This is a genomic window from Deltaproteobacteria bacterium HGW-Deltaproteobacteria-6 (assembly GCA_002840435.1).
Classification (GTDB): domain Bacteria; phylum Desulfobacterota; class Syntrophia; order Syntrophales; family Smithellaceae; genus UBA8904.
Genome location: PHAT01000002.1, coordinates 91,610 through 113,959, shown reverse-complemented (window position 1 = coordinate 113,959; position 22,350 = coordinate 91,610). Strand labels below are relative to the sequence as shown.

The window sequence follows — 22,350 nt, the reverse complement described above, 5'->3', positions numbered from 1 at the left end:
CCTGCAAGGTAATTTATGGGAAATTTGTCCAGTTAATAAATACCGGCATCAATGAGTACAACCTGAAACGATGCCTGCCATCGATAAATACAGGAGACTCTCTTACAGGAAGTAATATTTACAGCTTTTCTTTACACCTGGCACCAAAATAACTTCTGCATGGCTGAAATGATGCAAGCACAAAAAGATTGCCACACCGCCCAAGGGGCGGTTCGCAATGACAGCAACAACAACATTTCAGGGCTGTTCAAAAATGTCCAGATGCAAGGCCACCGAGTCCTTGAGGAGTGAGGGATAATAAAATTCCAGGACGGCTCAAAAGTGCTGAGATGCTAGGCGCGCAAGACCCGTGTTGTGAGGCGTACTTTATTGTACGTTGAACGACACGGGTTCGCAGCGCAACAACGCAGATCAGTGCTTTTCAGCCGTCCTATTAATGGGCTTCGTCCCAATTGGCTCCACTCGCAATCTCCACCTTCAGCGGCACTTTGAGTTTAATGACTTCTTCCATTTCTTTTTTGACCAGTGCCATGACTTCTGCTTTTTCCTGAACCGCTGCTTCGACGACCAGTTCGTCATGCACCTGCATGATCAGGCGGGCGGCAAGATTTTTTTTCGTCAGCAGATGGTCGATGTTGACCATCGCGACTTTAATCAGATCGGCGGCGCTGCCCTGAATGGGGGCGTTAATGGCCATGCGTTCGGCAAACTGGCGCACGGAGGGAATCTGGCTTTTTAATTCCGGCAGGTAGCGGCGGCGGTTCAGGATCGTGCAGACAAAACCGTCTTGCCTTGCGCCTTCCAGAATACCGTCCAGATAGGCGCGCACTTTTTTGTAGCGGGCAAAATAGCCGTCGATATAGGCCTGGGCGGTTTTCAGAGGAACGCCCAGTTCCTTGGCCAGACCAAAAGCGCTCATACCATAGAGGATGCCGAAGTTAATGACCTTGGCCTGCCTGCGCATATCAGGGCTGACCATTTGCGGAAAGACACCGAAAACGTCGGAGGCTGTCCGGGTATGGATGTCTTCATCGGAGGTGAAGGCCGCAAGCAGTGTTTCGTCCTCGCACAAATGCGCCAGCACCCTCAGTTCGATTTGGGAATAGTCGGCGGAAATCAATACCGACCCGGGATCGGCGATAAAGGCCTGGCGGATTCTTTTGCCTTCCAGCGTCCGGATGGGAATGTTTTGCAAATTGGGATTGCTGCTGGAGAGCCGGCCGGTCGCCGCCACGGTCTGGTTGTAGGAGGTATGAATCCTGCCCGTTTGAGGATTGATCAAAGCGGGGAGCGCATCCACGTAGGTGGACTTGAGTTTGGCAAGAGACCGGTAAGCCAGAATCTCTGCGGGCAGTTCATGGCCGCGGGCCAGGTCGGAAAGCACATCCACATCCGTGGAGTAGCCTTCCTTCGTTTTTTTGCCCTTAGGAAGCTTCAGCTTTTCGAAAAGAATCGTCTGCAATTGTTTGGGAGAATTGATGTTGAATTTTTCTCCGGCCAGGCGGTGAATCTTTTCTTCCGAAAGAGCCAGCAATTGCCCCAGATCCTCGGACATCTGTTTTAAAAGCGCGGCATCGACCAGAACACCTTTTTTCTCCATCGCGGCCAGCGTAAACAAGAGCGGCATTTCCACGTCGTTATACAGTGATGCGGCGCCCGTTTCTTCGAGCCTGTCTTTTACGGGCAAAGCCATATTCAGAAGCGCTTCCGCGCGTTCACCCGCGTAGGCGGCCATTCTATCCATCGGGACCAGAGCCAGCGGATAGGTTTTTCCCTTGCCGCCGGCGACGTCATTGGGCGCGGCAATTCTTTCGTGCAAATATTCCCAGGCTACTTCATTGAGCTCATAGGAGTGCCTCGCGGGATCAAGCAGATAAGCGGCCAGTTGTAAATCCACGCCTGAGTGAATATCGAGATCCGGCATGGCGACCAGCGTTGTTTTCAAATCGTAAACATATTTTTTAATGGCAGCATTAGCAAAGACAGGCGCCAGCGCGGCAAACACCTCACGCGCCGCCAACTGTTGTTTGGCGTTGGTGTGGCCAATCGGCAGGTAAAACAGTTCACCGCCCGTGTTGACGCTCAATCCGATTAATTCCTGCGGAGGATTCTTCTCCCAGATGATTTCACAGGCGATTTCCGCACTGCCTTGCAGCTTCCCGGCCAGCGCGGCAAGCGCGGTACTATCCGCTACCACGTTGCAGGCTTTAACCGGTTTGACGGCGTTGGTTTTGATTTGCTGCAAAAGCGAAGAAAATTCAAACTCGCTGAAGAGCCGGGTCAGGGTATCTTTATCCGGCTCTCTTCGCGCCGTGTCTTCGAGATGAATGTTCAAATCAATATCGGTGCGAATGAGCGCAAGCTGACGGCTCAGCCTGGCCTGATCGGCATACCGGCGGAAACTATCGCGCAGCTTCACGTTATGCAGTCTTTCCGCGTTTTCAATGACCACATCAACGGAACCATATTCTTCGATGAGCCGTTTCGCTGTTTTGGGGCCGATGCCCGGAACACCGGGAATATTGTCGGACGTATCGCCCATCAGTCCCAGAATTTCCACGACTTTGTCCGGACCGACGCCAAACTTTTCTTTCACGGCGGCCGCATCATAGGTTTTGTCTTTCATCGTGTCGACCATCGTCACGTGGTCGCCAATCAGCTGCATCAAATCCTTGTCGCCGGAGATGACGGCCGTGCGCCATCCCTTTTTGGTGGCCTGAAGCGTAAGTGTTCCGATCAGGTCGTCGGCTTCAATGCCCTGCTGCTCCATGATGCAAATCGAAAAGCCGCGGATAATATCCTTGATGAAGGGGACCTGGGGAATCAGATCATCGGGCATGGGTTTGCGCGTCGCTTTATAATCTTCAAATTCTCCATGGCGCGTCGTCGGCCCCTTGAGATCAAACGCCACCACAACGTAGTCCGGCTCCAGATCACGCATCAGTTTCAGCAGCATCGTGGTGAAGCCGTAAATGGCATTGGTGGGAAAGCCTTTCGAGTTGGTCAACGCGGGAATGCCGTAGTAAGCGCGGTAAAGATAATTGCTGCCGTCCACCAGGGCGAGCAGAGGGGTCTTTTTTTCTTCAGTCATAAATATTCCATTTTAAGGCGCATGTTTGCCCGATCAAACGACAGGCGGGTATGCACCGGGTTAATCATCATTTCCAGGGCTATCGATTTCGCTCCGTTTGTCTTTTAACATCCTCGGCCTGTTCCTTGATTTGCTCAACCATTTTTTCGGCCTGCTTCCGTATTTCCTCACTGGATTTTCCCATATCTCTGGCCGACTTCCGGTATTCTTCGCCCCTCTGACGCCATTGATCCATCGAAGAGGCCATATGCCTGATTTTGTATTCGGAGAAAAGACCGATTGACGCAACGATCAAACCGATCAGGCCGAACACCAGCCATGCTTTTTGAGCCGGGATATGATGAACATGAATACTCGCCGTCACCATGTAAAATATATAGATGGCCATCGTGATGAGGCCGCCGGCATACGGCACAACACCGACAACCGAGGTAATGGGAGACAGGGCCATCAGATAAGCGCCGCAGCGAAAGGCTGTTTCATAATTTTCCTGCGACCCTATCAGTTTCCAGATCAAGAAGAATATGGCGCCGCCGATAAAAGTGCCGATAACGGCGGCAATCGGCATGATAATAATAACACTGAAGCTGCCCATCATGCCTCCGTCATAACCTCCGGCGTGGCCCAGACCGATGAAACCCAGTATCGCCTGAATAATACCGGCAATGAACCCCATCATGACGGCAAAAACAAGCGGTTCGGTAAATCCGCCGGTTTTAGGCATTCCCTTAAAAAATTCAGCAGGCTTTGTAACTATCTCGATTGCTGTCTGAGGCATGGCCGCAAAATTAATACTTTTCGGGTCCATCTTTTCGTCCTCCTTTTTTGTTTTTGGGAAAGCTGAAACTATTATGGCGTATGTGTGTCACAGCTGCGATTTTCCGTCAATGAAACCTAGACATCAAAGGAAGCGTTAATCTTGAATGTTTTCACCGCCCGCATATCCAGAATATCCGTTACGCCGGTTTTCTCCCTGACGCCCCGGAGAAAAGCCGTGAGTTCTTCAGCCGTCGCGGCGCTTACGGTAAACCAGATATTGTATTCGTGACGGCGGCGGTAATTATGCGTGACGCCTTTATTGGCGTTGACGATCTGAACGAAGGCGTCGATTTTATCCTCCGGCACACGCGCGGCGCAAAGCGTGCTGACACGTCCAAGTTTCCCGCCGTCAAACACGGCCCCGATGCGGCGAATAATGCCCTTGTCTTTCATCTGCTGAATACGGGCAAGCGCTTCTTCTTCACTGATTCCGCACCGCGAGGCAATAACCAGGAAAGGCCGCTCCTCAAGAGGAAATTCCGTCTGCAGGATGTTGAGAATTTTTTTATCGATTGCATCCATAATTCATTCTATCTTTTTATTCTTTCTATATTTTTTGAGGCCGTTCAAAACTGGCCAGATGCAAGGCGCGCGAGTCCTGAGGAGAGAGGCGTATCGTTGAATACGCCGCAACGACGAAGGACGACGCGCAACGCCGCAGGTGGGTAGTTTTCAACGGCCTGGCTCATATAAGCAGAGCGGTTCCTCAGATAGATAATCCCCGGTCGCCTCATACGCCCTTGCCCGGCAACCGCCGCAGACCTTGATAAACTCGCAACGGCCGCATTTGCCGCCGTATTTGCCGTAATCACGCAGATTGCAGAACACCTCGGCGTTTTCCCATATTTCGCCAAAGCTCTGCTTCTGCACGTTCCCGCAATCGAGTTCCAGATAGCCGCAGGGCTGCACCTGCCCCACATGGGAAATAAAGCAGAACGAAATGCCGCCCAGGCAGCCGCGCGTCGATTCGTGAAAATGCCCGCCTGCTTTTCTCACCGGCTTTTCCCCTTTCGGCCTGTTTTGGTGCATAATGCGGAAATAATGCGGCGCGCAGGTGGCTTTGAGCTGAATTTCACACGTCATGCTCTCCTGATGAAACCACATCAACGTTTCTTCGTAATCGGCAGCCGTGATGGCCTGCAAGGCCAGATCTTTCCCCCGCCCCGTCGGCACAAGCAGAAAGATATGATGCGCGGCTGCGCCGATTTTCAGCGCCAGATTGTGAATGTCTCTGATCTGATGCAGATTGGCGGTGGTGATCGTTGTGTTGATTTGAAATTCCAGACCGGCGGATTTCATCGCCTCGATGCCGCGCAGCGCGCCGTCAAACGCGCCGGGCTCATTGCGAAAATCATCGTGGCTTTTGGCGTCCTTGCCGTCAATGCTGATGCTGACGCGCTGGATGCCGCTTTCCATCATTTTTCGCGCGACAACTTCATCGACCAGCGTGCCGTTGGTCGCCATGACCATGCGCAGCCCCTTGCCGGTTCCGTAAGCGGCAATCTCAAAAATATCGGGGCGCAACAGCGGCTCACCACCGGTAAGGATGATCACCGGCTGCGACGTGGCCGCAATATCGTCAATAAGGCGCAAACACTTTTCAGTAGAGAGCTCCCCCGGATACGGCCCGAGGTGCGACGCGGCGCGGCAGTGCTTGCAGTTCAGGTTGCAGCTGCGCGTCACTTCCCACGCGATCATGCGAACCTGATTTTTTTTAAAATGTTCTGTTGTCTTGTCCAAACAAATGCACCTTGCCTGTTTTTCTGCTTTATTTTTTTACGCCTCACACTTCACGCTTCACGTTCTCTTCATGATTTGCGCCAGCTGTTTCGCCCAATACGTAATGATGATATCCGCACCCGCCCGCTTGATTGCCGTCAATGATTCCAGCATGGCTTTTTCTTCATCCAGCCAGCCCAGCTGGGCAGCGGCTTTGATCATGGAATATTCGCCGCTCACATTATACGCGGCCAGCGGCAGATCGAATTCCTGTTTGGCGCGGCAGATAATGTCCAGATAAGCCAGCGCGGGCTTTACCATGATAATGTCCGCGCCTTCGGAGACATCCAGGGAGATTTCGCGGATGGCTTCATCGCCGTTGGCCGGGTCCATCTGATAGGCCTTACGGTCGCCGAATTGTGGTGCGCTTTCCGCCGCTTCCCGGAAAGGACCATAAAACGAGGAGGCGTATTTCGCGGAATAGGCCATAATCGGTATATCTTCCAGCGTATTTTCGTCCAGCGCTTCCCGGATGGCCGCAATCTGCCCGTCCATCATGGCCGAGGGCGCGACCATATCCGCGCCGGCCTTGACCTGCGACAGGGCTGTCTCCGCCAGCACTTCCAGTGTCAGGTCGTTTTGCACCAGACCTTTTTCCAGAATGCCGCAGTGGCCGTGACTGGTGTATTCACACAGACAGACATCCGTGATCACGAGCATTTCGGGAACTTCGTTTTTGATTCTTTTCACCGCCTGCTGCACGATGCCGTCTTTGGCAAAAGCGCCTGTGCCCTGCTCGTCCTTTTTTGACGGAATGCCGAAAAGCAGCACCGCCGGTATCCCCAGATCACAGGCGTCGCGCGCTTCTTTAACAATGTAATCCACCGAAAGTTGAAACTGGCCGGGCATGGAGGTAATCGGTTTTTTAACGCTCTTGCCGGGAACCGCGAACAACGGATAGACCAGATCATCCACGCTTAATTTCGTCTCACGGACCAGGCGACGGAAATTTTCATTTTTTCTTATTCGTCGGGGACGATATTCCGGAAATTGCATTTCTTAACCTCCCTTGCTGTTGACACTTTTCAACTTCTGGAGTTCTTCTTTATATTTGGCCAGTTCAGAACTGGTTTCCCGCAGGCGGCAGGCCAGCACTTCAGCAACCATTTGATAAAACATCGAACAAAAGGCCACCTTGTCATCACTGTAGAGGCTGTCCATAAAGGATACGTCCGTGGCCAGACATACGACGTCGTCCATGGCCTCAATTGAAGCCGAACGGGGACAGCCGTCAATCACGCACATTTCTCCGAAGATATCTCCCGTGCGCCTCAGCGTGTCGATTTCTTCGCCATTTTTAATAATGCGGACATGGCCGCTGATTAAAAAATAAATCCAGTTGTCATAACTTCCTTCCTCAATGATGGTTTCCCCCGCAAAGTATTTTTTCACATTGCTGAAGTTGAAAAGCTTACCAATGTCCCTTTTGCCAAAAGAATGCAGCACCGGAACATTTTTCAATTTCTCTATCAGCTCTAAATTTTCTTTCAACAATTCAACTTTCATTTTCACTCCTCCCTTTGCGTGATTTCTTCATCTGTAAGGTAACAGGCGGGATCCGGCCCCCAGACATCACCTGCCGATTCCGCCCGCGCCCGGAAGTTGCCGCCGCACACGGAAAGCCACGAGCACGCGGCACAGCGGCCGTGAACATGCTTTTTCTTGTCTTTCAATTTCATCAGGAGCTCATTATTTTCATTTGTCCAGATTTTACTGAATGGCTTCTGCCTTACATTCCCCAGTGGCTGATTGCGCCAGAACTGGTCGGGATAGACTTCGCCGTCCCAGCTCACGCAACCGATGCCGACACCGGAGGAGTTGCCCTCGTTCATTTCGAGAAGTTCCAGCACTTCCCCTGCGCGCTTTGGGTCTTCTTCCTTCATTTTCAAATAGAGATACGGGCCATCGGCATGATTGTCCACGGTCAGAATTTCCGGCGCCAAACCGTCTTGAAACATTTCCCGGGTCTTCGCGGCAATTAAATCCAGAAGCTTGCGCGTTTCCTCATGCGTCAGGTCCTCTTCGCGCAGTTTGGAGCCCCGTCCGGTGTACACCAGATGGTAAAAACACATCCGTTCGATTTTTTCCTTTCTCAGCAAATCGAACATATCGGGAACATCGGCCACGTTATGCTTGTTAACCGTGAAGCGCAAACCCACCTTGATGCCCGCATCGCGGCAGTTGCGGATGCCTTCTATCGCCTTTTCAAACGCTCCTTTGCTGCCGCGGAACCGGTCATGCGTTTTTTGAAGGCCGTCCAGGCTCACCCCCACATAGGACAGACCGATCTTTTTGAGCCGGGCCGCAATCTCCTTCGTGATGAGGGTGCCGTTGGTGGAAATGACCGCACGCATACCCTTGTCCGTCGCATACTGCGCCAGTTCCAGCAGATCGGGGCGCAAAAGCGGCTCGCCGCCGGAAAACAAGATCACCGGCGAGCCGAATGCCGCCAGATCGTCAATCAGCTTCTTGCCTTCTTCGGTCGTCAGTTCATCGGGATAGTCGATATCGGCGGAGGCCGAATAACAGTGAATGCACTTGAGATTGCAGCGGCGCGTCATATTCCAGACGACCACCGGTTTTTTATCCGATGAAAATTGGAGCAGATGCGAAGGCAGCTGTCCGGAATGCCGGTTGTACCGGAGCACATCGGAAGGCTCCACCGCCCCGCAGTATAACTTGGAAATACCGATCATTGATTTTCCTCTCCCGGAAGAGCCCGGTCTTTAAAGTATCGGATGAGCGACTGCACCAGACCGTTCATCGTATAGTCTTCCTGTGTAATGTCAATCCGGAAGCCGGCTTTTTTCGCGGCGGCCGCCGTCACCGGCCCGATACAGGCTGTTTTGATCTGAGGCGGCAACACATAATCGCCGCCCATGATTTCAATAAAATTGGTCACGGTGGATGAACTGGTAAAGGTGATCACGTCCACTTCACCCGCCTCGATCAATGCCGTCAGATCTTCTTTTTTCGCGCCCGAATTAACCGTCCGGTAGGCGGTGACGACATCAACAAAAGATCCCTGCTTTTTCAGACCCTCGGGCAGAATGTCGCGGGCCTTTTGGGCGCGTGGAATCAGAATTTTCTTTCCCGACAAATCCAGCGCCGCAAAGGATTTCAGAATCCCTTCGGCGATAAATTCATCAGGCACCAGGTCCACCCGGATGCCTCTGGCTTCAATCTGCGAGGCCGTGGCGGGACCGATGCAGCAGATTTTTATTCCCTTAAGATCGCGCACGTCCCCGCCCTTTTCCCGCAGGCGGTCGAAAAAGAAATGCACGCCGTTGGCGCTGGTGAAAATTAGCCAGTGATAGTCCGCCAGTGTTTCCAGTGCCCGGTCCAGTTCGCTCCAGTCGGCAGGCGGCACGATGCTGATGGTCGGAAAAGCAATAGCCGAAGCGCCTTCAGCCATAAGCAGCCTCGCCAGATCATCGGCCTGCCGTTCGGGACGCGTGATAACCACACCCAGGCCGAACAGCGGCTTTTTATCGAACCAACCAAGCGTTTCTCTCAAGTCCACAACCGGACCTACCACCAGAATAGCCGGCGGCTTAAAATGTCTGGCCTGTGCCAACTCAACCATCGTGGACAGCGTACCGGTAATGATTTCCTGGTGCGGCGTGGTGCCGCGGCGAATCAACGCCGCAGGCGTTTCCGGAGATTTGCCGTGCGCCATCAGCGCTTCCGTAATCTGTGACAGATTTTTCACGCCCATCAGAAAAACCAGCGTGCCGATCCCCGTCAGCGCCTGCCAGTCGATATCACTTTGTTCCTTGGTCGGATCTTCATGGCCGGTGATAAAAGCCACCGTGGAGGTGAGACCGCGATGCGTAAGCGGTATGCCCGCGTAAGCCGGAACCGCAATAGCCGACGTCACGCCGGGAATCAATTCAAACGGGACGCCCTGAGCCACCAGCACTTCGGCCTCTTCACCGCCGCGTCCGAAAATAAAAGGATCGCCGCCCTTGAGACGGGCGACGGTGTTGCCGTCCAGCGCTTCTTTAGCCAACAGTTCGTTAATTTTGTCCTGCGACAACGTGTGGTCGCCGCCTTTTTTACCCGCGTAAATGAAACGGGCGGAGGACGGCGCGTATTTGAGCAGTTCTTCATTAACGAGATTATCATAGATCACGACATCGGCCAGACGAAGGCACGAGACGGCTTTGACGGTAATCAACCCCGCGTCCCCCGGCCCCGCGCCAATGATATAAACTTTTCCAGTTTTTATTTTTTCAGCCATATTTTCAACACACCAGATCCAGCAATTTTTTGCCGCCCTTTTCCATAATCATGTCGGCAAGCTTCCTGCCCAGCTCTTCCGCCTCGTCAAGCGCTCCCCAGACTTTATCCCGGATCACGGTTCCACCGTTGGGCGCGGCAACCAGGCCTTCCAGCGTCAGACGGCCGCCTTCGATTGCGCCGTAGGCCGCAATCGGCAGACGGCAGCCGCCGCCCAGCGCCCGCAGATAGGAGCGCTCCGCCGTTACTTCCGTTGCCGTAGGTACGTGGTTGAGCTTGGACAAAACCTCAAACAATTCAGAATCCGTCCTGCGAATCTGCAAACCCAGCGCGCCCTGCCCCACCGCCGGCAGCATCAGTTCCACCGGCAAAAATTGCGTGATGGTTTGCGCATATCCCAGTCTTTTCATGCCGGCCGCCGCCAGAACGACGGCGGTAAGATTTTCCGTCTCTACTTTTTTCAGACGCGTGTCGATATTCCCGCGCAACGGAACGATCTCGACGTCCGGCAGGATGGCTTTGATCTGTGCGCCCCGCCTCAGCGACCCGGTGCCGATTCTCGCCCCTTTGGGCATAAATTCCATCTTGATCCGGTCGCGCGATACCAGGATATCCCGCACGTCTTCACGCTTCAGAATGGCCGCAAAGGTCAGACCTTCCGGCGTTTCCCCCGGCACGTCTTTCATGCTGTGGACGGCCAGATCAATGCCGCCCGCAAGGAGCGCTTCTTCAATTTCCTTGACAAACGCGCCCTGGCCGCCGATCTGCAAAAGCGAAACATCCTGCATGATGTCGCCGCTGGTTTTGATCACGGAAATTTCGGCATGGATATCCGGCGCGATCTTTTTTAAACTTTCCACGACCGAGCCGGTCTGCGCCAGCGCCAGCTTGCTGCCTCTTGTCCCAATTTTTATATTCATATTTAACCTTTCATTCTAACCTGCGGCAATGAATCGGGGCATTGGCTGAGCGAATATCCCCGAAATGCTGTGGCTCTTAGCGAAATGAAGCATCAGGCAGCCGAACTGTTTGAGCCCGAAGGGCGAGTTTTCGGCTGCCGCGCAATGAGCTTTAGAGCCACCATTGCAGGGGATTCTGAGCGATAAAATGCCCCTTCAACTGCCGCATCACCTCTTAATCATCCAGCCGGAAAAGCTGCCGGGCCGCCGCCACAATATCCTGCGAATTAAATTCGGCGCTTTCTTCCTTCATGACTGCCACCGGCGCATGCAGTAATTTATTAACAATGCCATTCACCAGCGCATCCACTTTTTCACGATCACCGTTTTCGAGCTTCGACATCCAGTTTTCAGCTTTGGACATTTCCATGCGCACAATGCCTTCGGCCTTTGTCCTGAGCGACACAATGGTCGGCACGGCTTCCAGTTCCTTGAGCCAGTTTAAATAATGCGTCACTTCTTCGGAAACAATTTGCTCCGCCTTAAGCGCCTCGCGACGGCGGCCTTTAATATTTTCATCGACAATGTCCTGCAAATTATCGATGTTGTATAGATAGACATTCTCAATGCCGTCAGCCGCGGGATCGATGTCGCGCGGGACGGCGATATCGATCAAAAACAGCAGACGGTTTTTACGTTTGCGCAGACAGTGACGAACCATCTCTTGTGTCACGATATACGTCGGCGCGCCGGTGGAGCTGATTACAATATCGGCATCGCAAAGCGCTTCGTCAAGGGCGGTAAGACTGAGAGCCCTGCCGTGATATTTTTCGGCAAGTATTGCGGCCTGGGCAAGTGACCGGTTGGCGACGGTAATGCCCTCTGCGCCGTTGCCGATCAGGTGCGTGCAGGTCAGTTCGGCCATCTCGCCTGCGCCGATAACCAGCGTTTTTTTACCCGCCAGCGTTCCGAATATTTTCTTGGCCAGTTCCACCGCCGCAAAGCTCACCGACACCGGATTGGCGGCAATGCCTGTTTCCGTCCGCACGCGCTTAGCCGTGCGGAAGGCCCGGTGCATCAAACGATTGAGCGCGATGCCGGTGGCGTTTTGCGCCAGCGCCTGACGGTAGGCTTCTTTCACCTGCCCCAGAATCTGCGCCTCGCCCATTACCAGTGAATCGAGGCTGGACGTGACCCGGAACAAATGCTTAATCGCTTCTTCACCCTGATAACCGTAAAGACAGGCGGCTTCGTCATTCGTCAGCCCGCCATATTTCGCCAGAAAAGATCTGAGCGCATCCATCGACTGCAGCGCATCGTCAACGGAAGCAACCAGCTCTACGCGGTTGCAGGTGGCAAGATGCAGAATCTCCCGCACGCCGTCAATCGCCTGCAGACCGGCCAGAAGATTCATCTCTTCCCGGCATCCGGCAAAAAGTCTTTCGCGCACCGCAAGCGGCGCTGTTTTATGGTTTAATCCGACTAATACAATCATTTTTTAAATAAAGTTATGAACGGTTGTGCAACAAAATCTGATCACCAGAGCCGACATTAAAAAAAACAAAAAGACCACGCAGGATAAAGACGCCATCCGGAACCCTTTCCAACCGATCGCCAGACGCTGATGCAGCAGGAATCCGTAAACAATCCAGACGGCAAAAGACCAGATCACTTTCGGGTCGGCAGGCCACGGACCGCCCCATTCAAAAGCGGCGTAAACGGCGCCCTCGATCATCCCCAGCGTCAGCAGCGGAAACCCCCACAGCAGTCCCAGATGATTGATGCGGTCCAGATCACTAAGCGACGGCAGCAGGCGGCCCATTCTGCCCGGTTTTTTATGTTTGAGCAGGCTGTTCTGTATCATGAACATCGCCCCGGCGGCGGACGCCAGAACAAAAAGCGCCTCGCCGGCAATCGCCAGCACCAGATGCAAAGCCGTGAGCCATCCCTGCCACTCGGCCGGCACAAGATTCTTGCCCGAGCCCTGTCCGGCGGCGGCAATCAGAAACAATAAAATAAACGGCGCGATAAAAGCGCCCAGCAATCGCGTTTTTGTCTTAAACTGCAACCCCAGATAAATGCCGGCAATCGCCCAGGCGTAAATCGAAAGGAAATGCCGCGAACCGAAATTGATCCAGCCGGAAGAATGAATGGCTGCCAGAAGAAGGGTCAGCGTCAGAAAAAGGAAACCGGACGCCAGAATCCACATGGACGCTTTGGCCAGCACGATTTTTTGAACCAGCAGCGACAGCAGATAGCCGGCGGTAGCCAGTGCGCAGCAGATCAGGGCCAACGCGAACAAGGTTGTTTCCAGACTAGTCAATGGCCACCTCCCAGCCGGTAATGTCATAAATGATTTGTTTCACCCTGTCCCCCTGTTTTTGCCGGATCGCGTCCAGCAAACCGGCCGCCATCAACTGATCAAACCAGGTCTTGCCAACACCGGCATTCTTTTCCATCTTCATCCGTAACTGCCCTAAAATATTCAGCAGGGTTGCGTATTCCTCTCCATAGGTTTCTTCCAGTTCCTCGCGCAAATGGCGCGCCAGCGCCGGTGAATTGCCGCCGGTGCTGCAGGCAATCGTCAGATCGCCCCGTTCCACAAGCGACGGCAGAATAAAATCGCATTTTTGCGGATCATCCACAATATTGACCGGAATGCCCTTGGTTTTCGCATCTCTGGAGATGGCGGCGTTGACTTTTTCATCATCCGTCGCCCCGATGACCAGAGACGCCCCGTAAAGATATTCTCCGGCATATTCGTCATCTATGTGTTCGATACGCTGATCTTTTTTCAACACCTCCAGTTCGGGGACAAGGACAGGGCTCACGACGCAGACTTTCGCGTCACAGTCCAAAAGTCTCGCAACTTTTCTGGCCGCTACATCCCCTCCGCCGATCACGACGCATTTTTTTCCGGTGATGTCCCAAAAGACAGGATAATATTTCAAGTTTTCCCTTTCCCGATGCCGAAACACACTTTTTCCCTTCTTTGCGGGCAAGCTACCATGAAGAAGGGCAAAATTCAAGCAAGGGTATCTTGCCTGTTTATTTTTTATCTATTTGTAATGAATTAATAAATATTGACACCATCTGACACTTTGGCTTACTATTTTCAAGATTTAAGGCAAGACCATCATGACCTTGGACACAAAATAAACGGACGCCAGCCATACGGAAGGATCATCGGATCGGAAACAGGCATCAACCCCAACGCAGGATATGCTCATTTCATGCTGATGTGTGTTATCAAAAAGTTGACAGGGCAGGAAACATTCAGCCTGATTCTGCCTTCAAGCAGTGAAGAAGCATCCGCTTTAATTTATAAGAACATCTTCTAATAAAATAGAAAGGAAGCATGAACCTTGGCAAATTCATATCCTGCTTTATTTTCTCCGATCAAAATAGGGAGTATGCAAGTTAAAAATCGCATTGCCATGATGCCCATGGGCGTGTTCTCTCCAAGGCTGATGGGCCCTCATGGCGCTTATACGAAGGACGGAGCGGACTATTATATTGAAAGAGCCAAAGGAGGCACGGGCCTGATCATCACCGGATTGCTGCCCGTCGGCCTTTTCCCGAAAGGCCGCGGACCCGGCGACCAGGGCGACGGTTTCCATCAATATGTGGAGCAGCAAAAATATCTGGCGGACGGCGTGCATCAATACGGCGCGAAGGTTGTTGTGCAGATTACCGCGATGACCGGACGCGCAAGCGTAAGTGCATCCGAACCCGCGGCCTGTGAGATTCAAAATGTCTGGGACCCGACAAAGAAGAATCCGGAAATAAGCCGGAAGGAAATTCATGAATTAACGGAAAAGTTTGCCAATGCCTCCCTGGCCTGCAAACTGGCCGGCATTGACGGCGTGGAAGTTCATGCCGTTCATGAAGGCTACCTGCTGGATCAATTTACCATCGCCAATACCAATCATCGAACTGATGAATACGGCGGAAGCCTGGAAAACCGGCTGCGCTTCCCCTGTGAAATCGTGCAGGCCATCAAAGCGAAATGCGGCGGCGATTTCCCCGTATTGCTGCGCTACAGCGTCAGAAGCTACATGAAAGGCTTCAACCGGGGCGCCCTTCCCGGAGAAGCATTTGTAGAATTCGGCAGAAACCTCGAGGAAAGCGTTATGGTGGCACGGAAGTTTGCGGAAGCAGGCTATGACGCGCTCAATTGCGACAACGGCTCTTATGATTCCTGGTACTGGCCCCATCCACCGACGTATATGCCCAAGGCCTGCAACCTTGCGGATGTAAAGGCTCTGAAAAAATACGTATCCATCCCGGTCATCTGTGCGGGAAAGTTTGATGACCCGGGGCTCGCCAATGATGTTATCGCCGGAGGCGAAATAGACATGATGGGCATGGGGCGGCCCTTGCTGGCGGACCCTGAACTGGCCAACAAATTCGCCACAGGGGATCTGAATAATATCCGTCCCTGCATCGGCTGCCATCAAGGCTGCCTCTCCCGGATATTCCAGTATAAAGATATCTGCTGCGCCGTCAATCCCGCCTGCGCGAGAGAACTAAGCTACGGCGTGGCCAGGGCGGACCAGCCCAAAAAAGTGCTGATTATCGGCGGCGGACTGGCCGGCATGGAAGCCGCCAGAGTCTGCGCGCTTCGCGGCCATACGGTGGATCTCTATGAAAAGACGGGTCAACTGGGCGGCGCCTTTATCGCGGCTTCCACCGAGGATTATAAAGTGGACGATAAGCGCCTGCTTCAGTGGTACATCAGGCAAATGAAGAATCTGAATGTCAATATATTTTTCAATAAAGAAGCCGGCAAAGAAATTGTAAATGAAAATAAATATGATGCGGTATTTGTCGCTACCGGAGCAGTCGAACGCAAGCTGGACGTCCCCGGCTTTGACTGTAAAAATGTCACCTATGCCATCGACACGCTGCTTCACACGGATATTAAAGGGCAGAATATACTGGTGGTGGGAGGCGGACTGACCGGTATTGAGATCGCCTGTGAACTCGGCAAAAAAGGGAAAAACGTAACCGTGGCGGAAGCCTGTGACACCATGCTCAACTCCTTTGGAATATGCGCGGCAAACTACAATATGCTGATGGATATGCTGGATTACTATCAGGTGAAGGTCATGCTGTCGACAACGGTAACCGGCTATGAAAATGGCGTCGCCGAATTGTTGACCACTGTGAAAAATTTCCCCAATATTGCCAACCGGGCAAAATTAATGTTTACCGCCGGTCCCGCGGGAATACCGGATAAATCAAAGTTGAAGGTGGACCATATCGTGGTATCCGTGGGCTACACAAGCGACCGTAAACTGTATGACGAGATAAAGAGCGAAAATATCCATCTTATCGGTGATGCGGATAAACCGGAAAATGTCATGAAAGCGATCTGGGACGCCTACGAAATTGCGAGAAATGTTTAAAATCATAACTCGATTTGCGTGCCCAGTTCGACCACCCGGTTGGCGGGAATTCCAAAATAAGAAGTGGGATTTCCCGCATTTCGGGACATAAAGGCAAAAACAGCTTTGCGCCACTTCATCATTTTTGATGATCCGCCGGTCAGGAGCGTTTCTCTGCCCATGTAAAATGTCGTGGTCATCGGGTCGGTCACGAGTCCATACTGGGCAAGGATTTTCATGATCTGCGGCACATTGGGCTTCTGCATGAAACCATAGAATGCCTCAACACGGTAAAAGCCCTGCCCCAAATCGGTCAACTTAATCCGTTCATCAATATGAACCATCGGAGTATCTTTGGACATAATGGACAGAAGCACTACTTTTTCATGCAGTACGTGGTTGTGCTTGATGTGGTGAAGCAGTGTCGGCGGCGTTCCTTCGGGGGATAACGTCATGAAGACTGCGGTTCCGGCAACCCGCGGCATACGGCTCCTCTGTATTTCGGCAAGAAACATTTCCAGTGGAAGGCGTGAGCCGATCAGCTTGCGGTAAAGTTCCTCCCGCCCTTTTTTCCAGGTGGTCATGGCCACCGCTATAATGGCTGCGACAAAGAGAGGAAACCAACCGCCGTCGGCAATTTTGAAGATGTTGCCGGCGAAATAGGCAAAATCAAACGCCAGGAATATTCCGACAAGAGGAATGACCTTCCACAGCGACCACTTTCTGTCATGGGTCAGCACCAGGAAATACAGAAGTGATGTGATAATCATGGTTGCCGTAACGGCAATTCCATACGCGCCGGCCAGGCCTCCGGACTCTTTGAATCCGATAACAACAGCGATACAGGCAATCATCAAAGCATAATTGACGAAAGGAATGTAGATTTGCCCCTGCATTTCACTGGAGGTATGGACAATCCGCACCCGGGGACAGAAGCCCAGTTGTATGGCCTGTTGCGTGAGTGAAAAGGCGCCGGATATTAATGCCTGAGAAGCGATAACCGTCGCAACGGTGGAAAGTCCGATCATGGGATACAGCAGAAACTCGGGCACGATTTTATAAAAAGGGCTGATATTCATCTCCGGGTGCGCCAGCAGCAAAGCCCCCTGTCCGAAATAGTTGCACAGCAATGCGGGCAGGACAAATGCAAGCCAGGACAGCCGGATGGCATCCCGGCCGAAATGTCCCAGATCGGCATAGAGCGCTTCGCAACCCGTGATGCAGAGCACAACCGATCCAAGCACCACCATGCCGTGCATGCCATTGTTCATGAAGAATTCTATCGCATAGGCCGGATGAATGGCGCGAAAAACAGCCGGGTCACGCACGATCTGGATGATGCCGAAAGCGCCGATGGACACAAACCAGAGCACCATGATCGGAGCAAACAACTTTCCAATGTGAGCGGTGCCCTTACTCTGCAATGAAAACAGCAAAACAAGCACGACACAGGTCAAGGGTAATACAAAAGGCGCCGCAGCTCTGGTGGCGATTTCCAGTCCTTCAATGGCGGAAAGGACGGATATGGCCGGTGTGATGACGCCGTCTCCATAAAGAAGCCCCGCGCCCAGGATTCCGGCGAACACCAGGATGGCCTGAAGATGGCGGGAGATGCTTTTATCGGACGTATGCAAAAGACCCAGCAGGGCAAAGATGCCGCCTTCGCCCCGATTGTCGGCCCGAAGGATGAACGTAACGTACTTGATGCTGACCACAATGATCATCGACCAGAAGATGAGCGATAAAACACCCAGGATATTTGCCTCACTGGGGATGATGGCATGTTTTCCGTGGAAACATTCCTTGATGGCATAAAGAGGGCTTGTCCCGATATCGCCAAAGACTACGCCAATCGATCCGGCTGCCAGCAGAAGGATTTTTTTATTAAGCCATTGGAGGGGGGATTTTCGTTTGGATTTGGATTCGACAGCAGCTTCATTCTCATCGTCTGATGATAACATAAAAACCTCCGAAGATTGTTCAGGGGAGAATCATCCTCCCGGACCATTCCGGTTGGTTCTCCTCATCGAAGCCTACGAAGTTAGCTGAAGGGCTCGGGTCGAAGAGGTTACCCTACGCTCAAGCGATACGCCCCAAAAAATTGGTTCCTCCGCTCCTGAAAATCAGGATTGGGCTTTTGTCGGGCGATAACTAAACTATCTTTTCCAGGAAGTCAATCATCTTCTGGCGGGTCAAGGCGCACCAAATTTTTTACTTGAACAGCTTGCGCAGAAAATTCCCGGCATCGCGCATTTTGTTGCGGACGGCATCCATCACGGGATTCACCGGATGATCGGGGCAGATTTCCTTAGGCTCCGTTCCCGCAAGGTAAGCTTCCTTAAATGTTTTAGGACATGAAGCCGTGACCAGATATCCGGAGACGGGATCGATTACGGCTGTTTCGATTCCCTCAGGCACAACGACGGCGGAAGGTCCTGCCTGGGAATAGAGGGCCCGCAGAAACCGCGCATTGATGCGGAGCGCTCCGGCCGCCCCGGTCAGCCCCGTATCGGCTCCGGAGTCATAGCCCACCCAAACGGCGCAAACGATATCGGGGGTATAACTCACAAACCAGGAATCCCGGTTGCCGTTGGTTGTCCCGGTTTTTCCCGATACCGGAAAGTTGATGTTTAGAGATTTCGCTTCTTTTGCCGTACCCCGCTCAAGGACACCCTCCAGGGCATAGCCTGCCAGATACGTCACCCTCGGATCAAAGACCTGTTTTTGCCTGACGGTTCTGGTGATGATCGCATCCCCGTCCGCCGTAGTGACCGAGAAGAGGGGAAATCGTTCAAACCGGATGCCTCCCGATGCCATGGTCGCATAGGCATAAGCAAGCTCCAGAGGCGTGACTTCGAAGCTTCCCAGGGCCATGGAAGGGACAGGCAAAAGAGGGCTTGTAATACCGGCCAGGCGGGCGGTTTTCAGGACTTCCTTAAAGCCGACATCATTGGCCAGCCTTACCGTGGCGGTGTTGATGGAATCTTCGATGGTCTTACGAATCGTAATGTTTCCGTATTTTTTATATTCGAAATTTGTCGGGGTCCATGTCCCTTCAGGCGTCGGAAGGGATATCGGTTCGCCGGACACCAGGGTGGAAAGTGTTATGCTCCCGTGGCTGGCAAGCGATTGGGAAAGCGCCGCCAGCAAAACGAAAGGTTTGAAAGCGCTCCCCGGCTGACGTTTCGCGTCCACGGCCCTGTTGAACCGGTTTTGGCCATAGTTCCTTCCGCCGACCATGGCTGTTATGGCTCCTGTCTTCGGGTCTATGGCAACCAGCGCGGCCTGCAGCGGTTCACCGGCAGGAAGAGCCGTTTTTTCGATTGTCGAAAGCCCCCGGGCAAGAGCCTCCTCTGCCGCAGCCTGATGAAAGGGATCAAGGGTGGTATAGTAATGATACCCTTTGTGGTAGAATTTTTCAGTCCCCAGTTCTTCTCTGGTGATCCTCTGGATATAATCAATAAAATAGGATGACAGGTGGACAGGAAGACTGCGGGATTGGAGTTTTACCGGTGCATTTGATGCCCCGCGGAAATCACCTTCCGTGATCATGGCAAGTTTTTGCATTCTGAGCAAAACCTTATCCCGACGCTCCTTTGCCGCTTTCGAATTTCTGGGGTGGGTGTAACGGTTCGGGGAGTGGATGATTCCGGCCAGCAGCGCCGCCTCCTCAAGGGAAAGATCCTTTGCCTGCTTCGAGAAATAGAATCCCGCCGCCTCTTCGACGCCGTAGATCCCCTGAGAACCTGCCTGACCTAAATAAATTTTGTTAAGATACATTTCCAGTATCTGTTTTTTCGAGTACCGCAGCTCAATGATGAGTGCAAGCTCCACTTCGCGCAGTTTGCGCGCGACGGTCTTCCGGGGGGATAGAAAGAAGTTTCTGGCAAGTTGCTGGGTAATGGTGGAAGCGCCCTGGGCGAAACGCTGCTCTTTGATGTTGGCAAACAATGACCGGCCAATGGCCAGGATATCGATTCCGCAATGAGAATAAAAGCGCTTGTCTTCGGAAGCGAGTATCGCATTTTGCAGGTAAGGGGAAACAACGGCGAGCGTAACCGGATGCCGGGATTCCATTTTCGAACTGATCAGACGGCCGATTTCTTCCGGTTCCAGCCGGATCGATTCCAACTCTCCGCCGCTTGCGGACGTAAGCGCTGTGACCCGGCCGTCGCGGAGCGCTATATCCACCGGACCGCTTTTGAAAAAGCGCTTTTCAATGCCTTTATCGTGCAGAAATATCCGGATATGCTCCGGTTCCCTGGAAAATGTGCCGGCGGCCGATGGTTCTCCAATAACTTTTCTATAGGAAAGCCTGTTCAGCCGCTCAACAAAGTGAATATTCCCCAGATGATCGCCCCTGCTGATTTCCAGGGGACGCCCGTAAAAGATGGATGGGGCTTCACTGGTGCTTTCGGCAATTCCTTTACCCACTTCAACATACAGATAGCCGATACGAAAGATGATAACGAGCAGAACTACCGTCAAAAGCAAAAGGAGGGATCGACGAATCACCGCGTCCTCCCCGCTGTTCCCGGGGTTGACCGAAGCACGGTCATTGCGGAGCAGGCGTCAAAATGCTGATGACACAAATTGAGATCAACAAAAATGTTTCTTATCATCTTTTAATCTAAACACAGGGGGCTTTACACGGCAAGGAAATTTTATGCTGAAGAAATCCGCGGGCGGCAAAGGGAGTCATCCCGCAAGGCCTGCCCTGAAGATGCAGTTGATTGGATAGTCGTCTTTATGAAGGTATTTTTTCCAGGGATTCCTGGCGTTTTATAGAGATTTCAGAGACCCGTTTGTCGAATTCGGGATGCCTCTTTCTCAGCTGTTCGAAGCTGTGCCGGGAAAGTCTGTAGACGTCGCAATAAGAAACGGCCCTGATGGAGGCATTGCGCGATTCATTCTCGATGAGCGCCGTCTCCCCGAAGGGCGATCCCTCGGCCAATACGGCCACCTGCTTCCCGTCAACAATCACTTCCACGCTTCCGGAGCTGAGAAAGTACATGCAATCCCCGAATTCTCCCTGCCGGATCACGAAATCCCCCGGAAGGAAAACAAGGGGCTCAAGTTCTTCGATGACCTCGTGGATGAACACCTCATCCGCATTCTTGAAGAGCGAGACTTTCTCAAGGATCTCCCTGTTGAGAAACAGCGCAATTTCCAAACGCAGGGTTTTGGGAAGCGTCAGGATAAAATCGACGTCGTGGATCCCATGCTGCGTTTCCCACAGGTAGTTGTAATAGTTTTTGACGCGGTCCTGGATGGGCGCCGGTATGCGCTTGATGCGCATATAGTTGCGGACTTCTTCCATCTTGGCATGGAAGTCCGCGCGCGCCGTATCGATATTGACAATGAGTGTGGCCACGTTGCCGATGATATAGCCGAACATGCCCACGCCGATGATCTGGACAATGATGGTGTAGATGATCTGGAGGTTGCTGTCATGGTTGGGACCATAGTCTCCGTATCCGATGGTCGCAATCGTGGTGATGCACCAGTAGAGCGCACGGATGTACTGGTCCCCGAAAGACCGCGCCGCTTCGCTGGCGCCGATGGCAATCCAGCCCAGGGACATGAAATGCGCGATAAGCGCGAACCAGAAGAAAAATACAATCAGGCGCATGAGCGCGGGAGGAATGTCAACGAGCTCCTGAAGCGCCTTGAACGTCGTTGATATTTTGACCAGCTTCAGAAGCCGGAACATTCTGAAGAGCATCATGGTTTGATAGGCCAGCGTTCCCGAAACATCATGGGACGAAACCAGCTCAAACAGAGAGGCCAGGGGAAGCGCCGCGAGGAGGTCGAGGAAAAACCAGGAGGTGAGGTATTGTTTTGCCACGGCTTTGCGGTCAGTCAATACAACCAGCCCGTTTTTTACATCGGTGTTGAAAATAATGATAATATCGATGCAGAAAATGATGGTAATCAGCCAATAAATTAAATCCGCGGGATCCTGACCGGAAACCATCCGATAAGGGATGATGAGGCCTGAAGCGAAGACGGCAATAACGATCAGAAGGTCCCAGCCGATCTTCATTCTGCTGTTATGGGAAATTAGGGGTACCTTCATCATGTTGTATGGTTCCTTGAACGGGGATGTTGCCAAGGGGAAGCTACCAAA

At 52.6% G+C, this 22,350-nt stretch carries 16 protein-coding genes; 1 reads left to right on the top strand and 15 read right to left on the bottom strand.

Annotated elements, in window-relative coordinates; translation table 11 throughout:
* Window positions 1-433: 433 nt before the first annotated feature.
* From CVU71_04860 to CVU71_04805, 12 genes are all read right to left on the bottom strand, one after another.
* Entirely contained in the window at window positions 434-3,091 is a 2,658-nt protein-coding gene (locus CVU71_04860; protein ID PKN19707.1) for a DNA polymerase I, read from the bottom strand.
* A 79-nt stretch (window positions 3,092-3,170) separates the two neighbouring features.
* Window positions 3,171-3,899 carry a hypothetical protein gene (locus CVU71_04855; protein ID PKN19706.1) on the bottom strand — a complete coding sequence of 243 codons (729 nt, stop codon included), beginning with the start codon at window positions 3,897-3,899 and terminating at the stop codon, window positions 3,171-3,173.
* 86 nt (window positions 3,900-3,985) lie between these two features.
* Window positions 3,986-4,432, bottom strand: coding sequence for an Lrp/AsnC family transcriptional regulator (locus tag CVU71_04850; GenBank protein ID PKN19705.1), 447 nt, complete (start codon window positions 4,430-4,432; stop codon window positions 3,986-3,988).
* Window positions 4,433-4,582: 150 nt separating this feature from the next.
* Complete coding sequence (gene ahbD, locus CVU71_04845; protein ID PKN20076.1) at window positions 4,583-5,608, bottom strand: heme b synthase; 1,026 nt, start codon at window positions 5,606-5,608, stop codon at window positions 4,583-4,585.
* 99 nt (window positions 5,609-5,707) lie between these two features.
* Window positions 5,708-6,685: a porphobilinogen synthase gene (locus CVU71_04840; protein PKN19704.1), complete on the bottom strand. Its 978-nt coding sequence runs from the start codon at window positions 6,683-6,685 to the stop codon at window positions 5,708-5,710.
* A gap of 3 nt (window positions 6,686-6,688) precedes the next feature.
* A complete protein-coding gene (locus tag CVU71_04835) occupies window positions 6,689-7,195 on the bottom strand; it encodes a cyclic nucleotide-binding domain-containing protein (GenBank protein PKN19703.1) in 507 nt (168 codons plus the stop codon).
* A 2-nt stretch (window positions 7,196-7,197) separates the two neighbouring features.
* Window positions 7,198-8,385 carry a 12,18-didecarboxysiroheme deacetylase gene (gene ahbC, locus CVU71_04830; protein ID PKN19702.1) on the bottom strand — a complete coding sequence of 396 codons (1,188 nt, stop codon included), beginning with the start codon at window positions 8,383-8,385 and terminating at the stop codon, window positions 7,198-7,200.
* Window positions 8,382-9,932, bottom strand: coding sequence for a uroporphyrinogen-III C-methyltransferase (gene cobA / locus CVU71_04825; GenBank protein PKN19701.1), 1,551 nt, complete (start codon window positions 9,930-9,932; stop codon window positions 8,382-8,384). The genes ahbC and cobA overlap by 4 nt, the downstream gene beginning before the upstream one ends.
* Before the next feature lie 4 nt (window positions 9,933-9,936).
* Window positions 9,937-10,851, bottom strand: coding sequence for a hydroxymethylbilane synthase (locus CVU71_04820; protein ID PKN19700.1), 915 nt, complete (start codon window positions 10,849-10,851; stop codon window positions 9,937-9,939).
* Between the two features lie 214 nt (window positions 10,852-11,065).
* Window positions 11,066-12,325 carry a glutamyl-tRNA reductase gene (locus tag CVU71_04815; protein ID PKN19699.1) on the bottom strand — a complete coding sequence of 420 codons (1,260 nt, stop codon included), beginning with the start codon at window positions 12,323-12,325 and terminating at the stop codon, window positions 11,066-11,068.
* Window positions 12,326-12,328: 3 nt separating this feature from the next.
* Window positions 12,329-13,180: a hypothetical protein gene (locus CVU71_04810; protein ID PKN19698.1), complete on the bottom strand. Its 852-nt coding sequence runs from the start codon at window positions 13,178-13,180 to the stop codon at window positions 12,329-12,331.
* Window positions 13,146-13,889, bottom strand: coding sequence for a siroheme synthase (locus CVU71_04805; GenBank protein PKN19697.1), 744 nt, complete (start codon window positions 13,887-13,889; stop codon window positions 13,146-13,148). Before CVU71_04805 ends, CVU71_04810 begins: the two co-directional genes overlap by 35 nt.
* A 306-nt stretch (window positions 13,890-14,195) precedes the next feature.
* Between CVU71_04805 and CVU71_04800 the strand changes: the two genes are divergently transcribed.
* On the top strand, window positions 14,196-16,241 hold the full coding sequence (locus tag CVU71_04800) for a 2-enoate reductase (GenBank protein PKN19696.1): 2,046 nt from the start codon (window positions 14,196-14,198) through the stop codon (window positions 16,239-16,241).
* A 2-nt stretch (window positions 16,242-16,243) separates the two neighbouring features.
* Here the strand turns inward: CVU71_04800 and trkD are convergent, their stop codons facing one another.
* The 3 genes from trkD to CVU71_04785 all read right to left on the bottom strand — a co-directional run bounded on the left by trkD (window position 16,244) and on the right by CVU71_04785 (window position 22,302).
* Complete coding sequence (gene trkD, locus CVU71_04795) at window positions 16,244-18,181, bottom strand: potassium transporter Kup (protein PKN19695.1); 1,938 nt, start codon at window positions 18,179-18,181, stop codon at window positions 16,244-16,246.
* 250 nt (window positions 18,182-18,431) lie between these two features.
* A complete protein-coding gene (locus tag CVU71_04790) occupies window positions 18,432-20,714 on the bottom strand; it encodes a hypothetical protein (GenBank protein PKN19694.1) in 2,283 nt (760 codons plus the stop codon).
* A 253-nt stretch (window positions 20,715-20,967) separates the two neighbouring features.
* Window positions 20,968-22,302 carry a hypothetical protein gene (locus CVU71_04785; GenBank protein PKN19693.1) on the bottom strand — a complete coding sequence of 445 codons (1,335 nt, stop codon included), beginning with the start codon at window positions 22,300-22,302 and terminating at the stop codon, window positions 20,968-20,970.
* Between the last annotated feature and the right edge of the window lie 48 nt (window positions 22,303-22,350).

Bases quoted from the DNA above. Each gene is read 5' to 3' on its own strand.
- ahbD (PKN20076.1), bottom strand. From the start codon at position 5,608: ATGATCGCGTGGGAAGTGACGCGCAGCTGCAACCTGAACTGCAAGCAC.
- CVU71_04815 (PKN19699.1), bottom strand. From the start codon at position 12,325: ATGATTGTATTAGTCGGATTAAACCATAAAACAGCGCCGCTTGCGGTG.
- CVU71_04810 (PKN19698.1), bottom strand. From the start codon at position 13,180: ATGACATTACCGGCTGGGAGGTGGCCATTGACTAGTCTGGAAACAACC.
- CVU71_04850 (PKN19705.1), bottom strand. From the start codon at position 4,432: ATGGATGCAATCGATAAAAAAATTCTCAACATCCTGCAGACGGAATTT.
- CVU71_04860 (PKN19707.1), bottom strand. From the start codon at position 3,091: ATGACTGAAGAAAAAAAGACCCCTCTGCTCGCCCTGGTGGACGGCAGC.
- CVU71_04820 (PKN19700.1), bottom strand. From the start codon at position 10,851: ATGAATATAAAAATTGGGACAAGAGGCAGCAAGCTGGCGCTGGCGCAG.
- ahbC (PKN19702.1), bottom strand. From the start codon at position 8,385: ATGATCGGTATTTCCAAGTTATACTGCGGGGCGGTGGAGCCTTCCGAT.
- CVU71_04785 (PKN19693.1), bottom strand. From the start codon at position 22,302: ATGATGAAGGTACCCCTAATTTCCCATAACAGCAGAATGAAGATCGGC.
- CVU71_04840 (PKN19704.1), bottom strand. From the start codon at position 6,685: ATGCAATTTCCGGAATATCGTCCCCGACGAATAAGAAAAAATGAAAAT.
- trkD (PKN19695.1), bottom strand. From the start codon at position 18,181: ATGTTATCATCAGACGATGAGAATGAAGCTGCTGTCGAATCCAAATCC.
- cobA (PKN19701.1), bottom strand. From the start codon at position 9,932: ATGGCTGAAAAAATAAAAACTGGAAAAGTTTATATCATTGGCGCGGGG.
- CVU71_04855 (PKN19706.1), bottom strand. From the start codon at position 3,899: ATGGACCCGAAAAGTATTAATTTTGCGGCCATGCCTCAGACAGCAATC.
- CVU71_04835 (PKN19703.1), bottom strand. From the start codon at position 7,195: ATGAAAGTTGAATTGTTGAAAGAAAATTTAGAGCTGATAGAGAAATTG.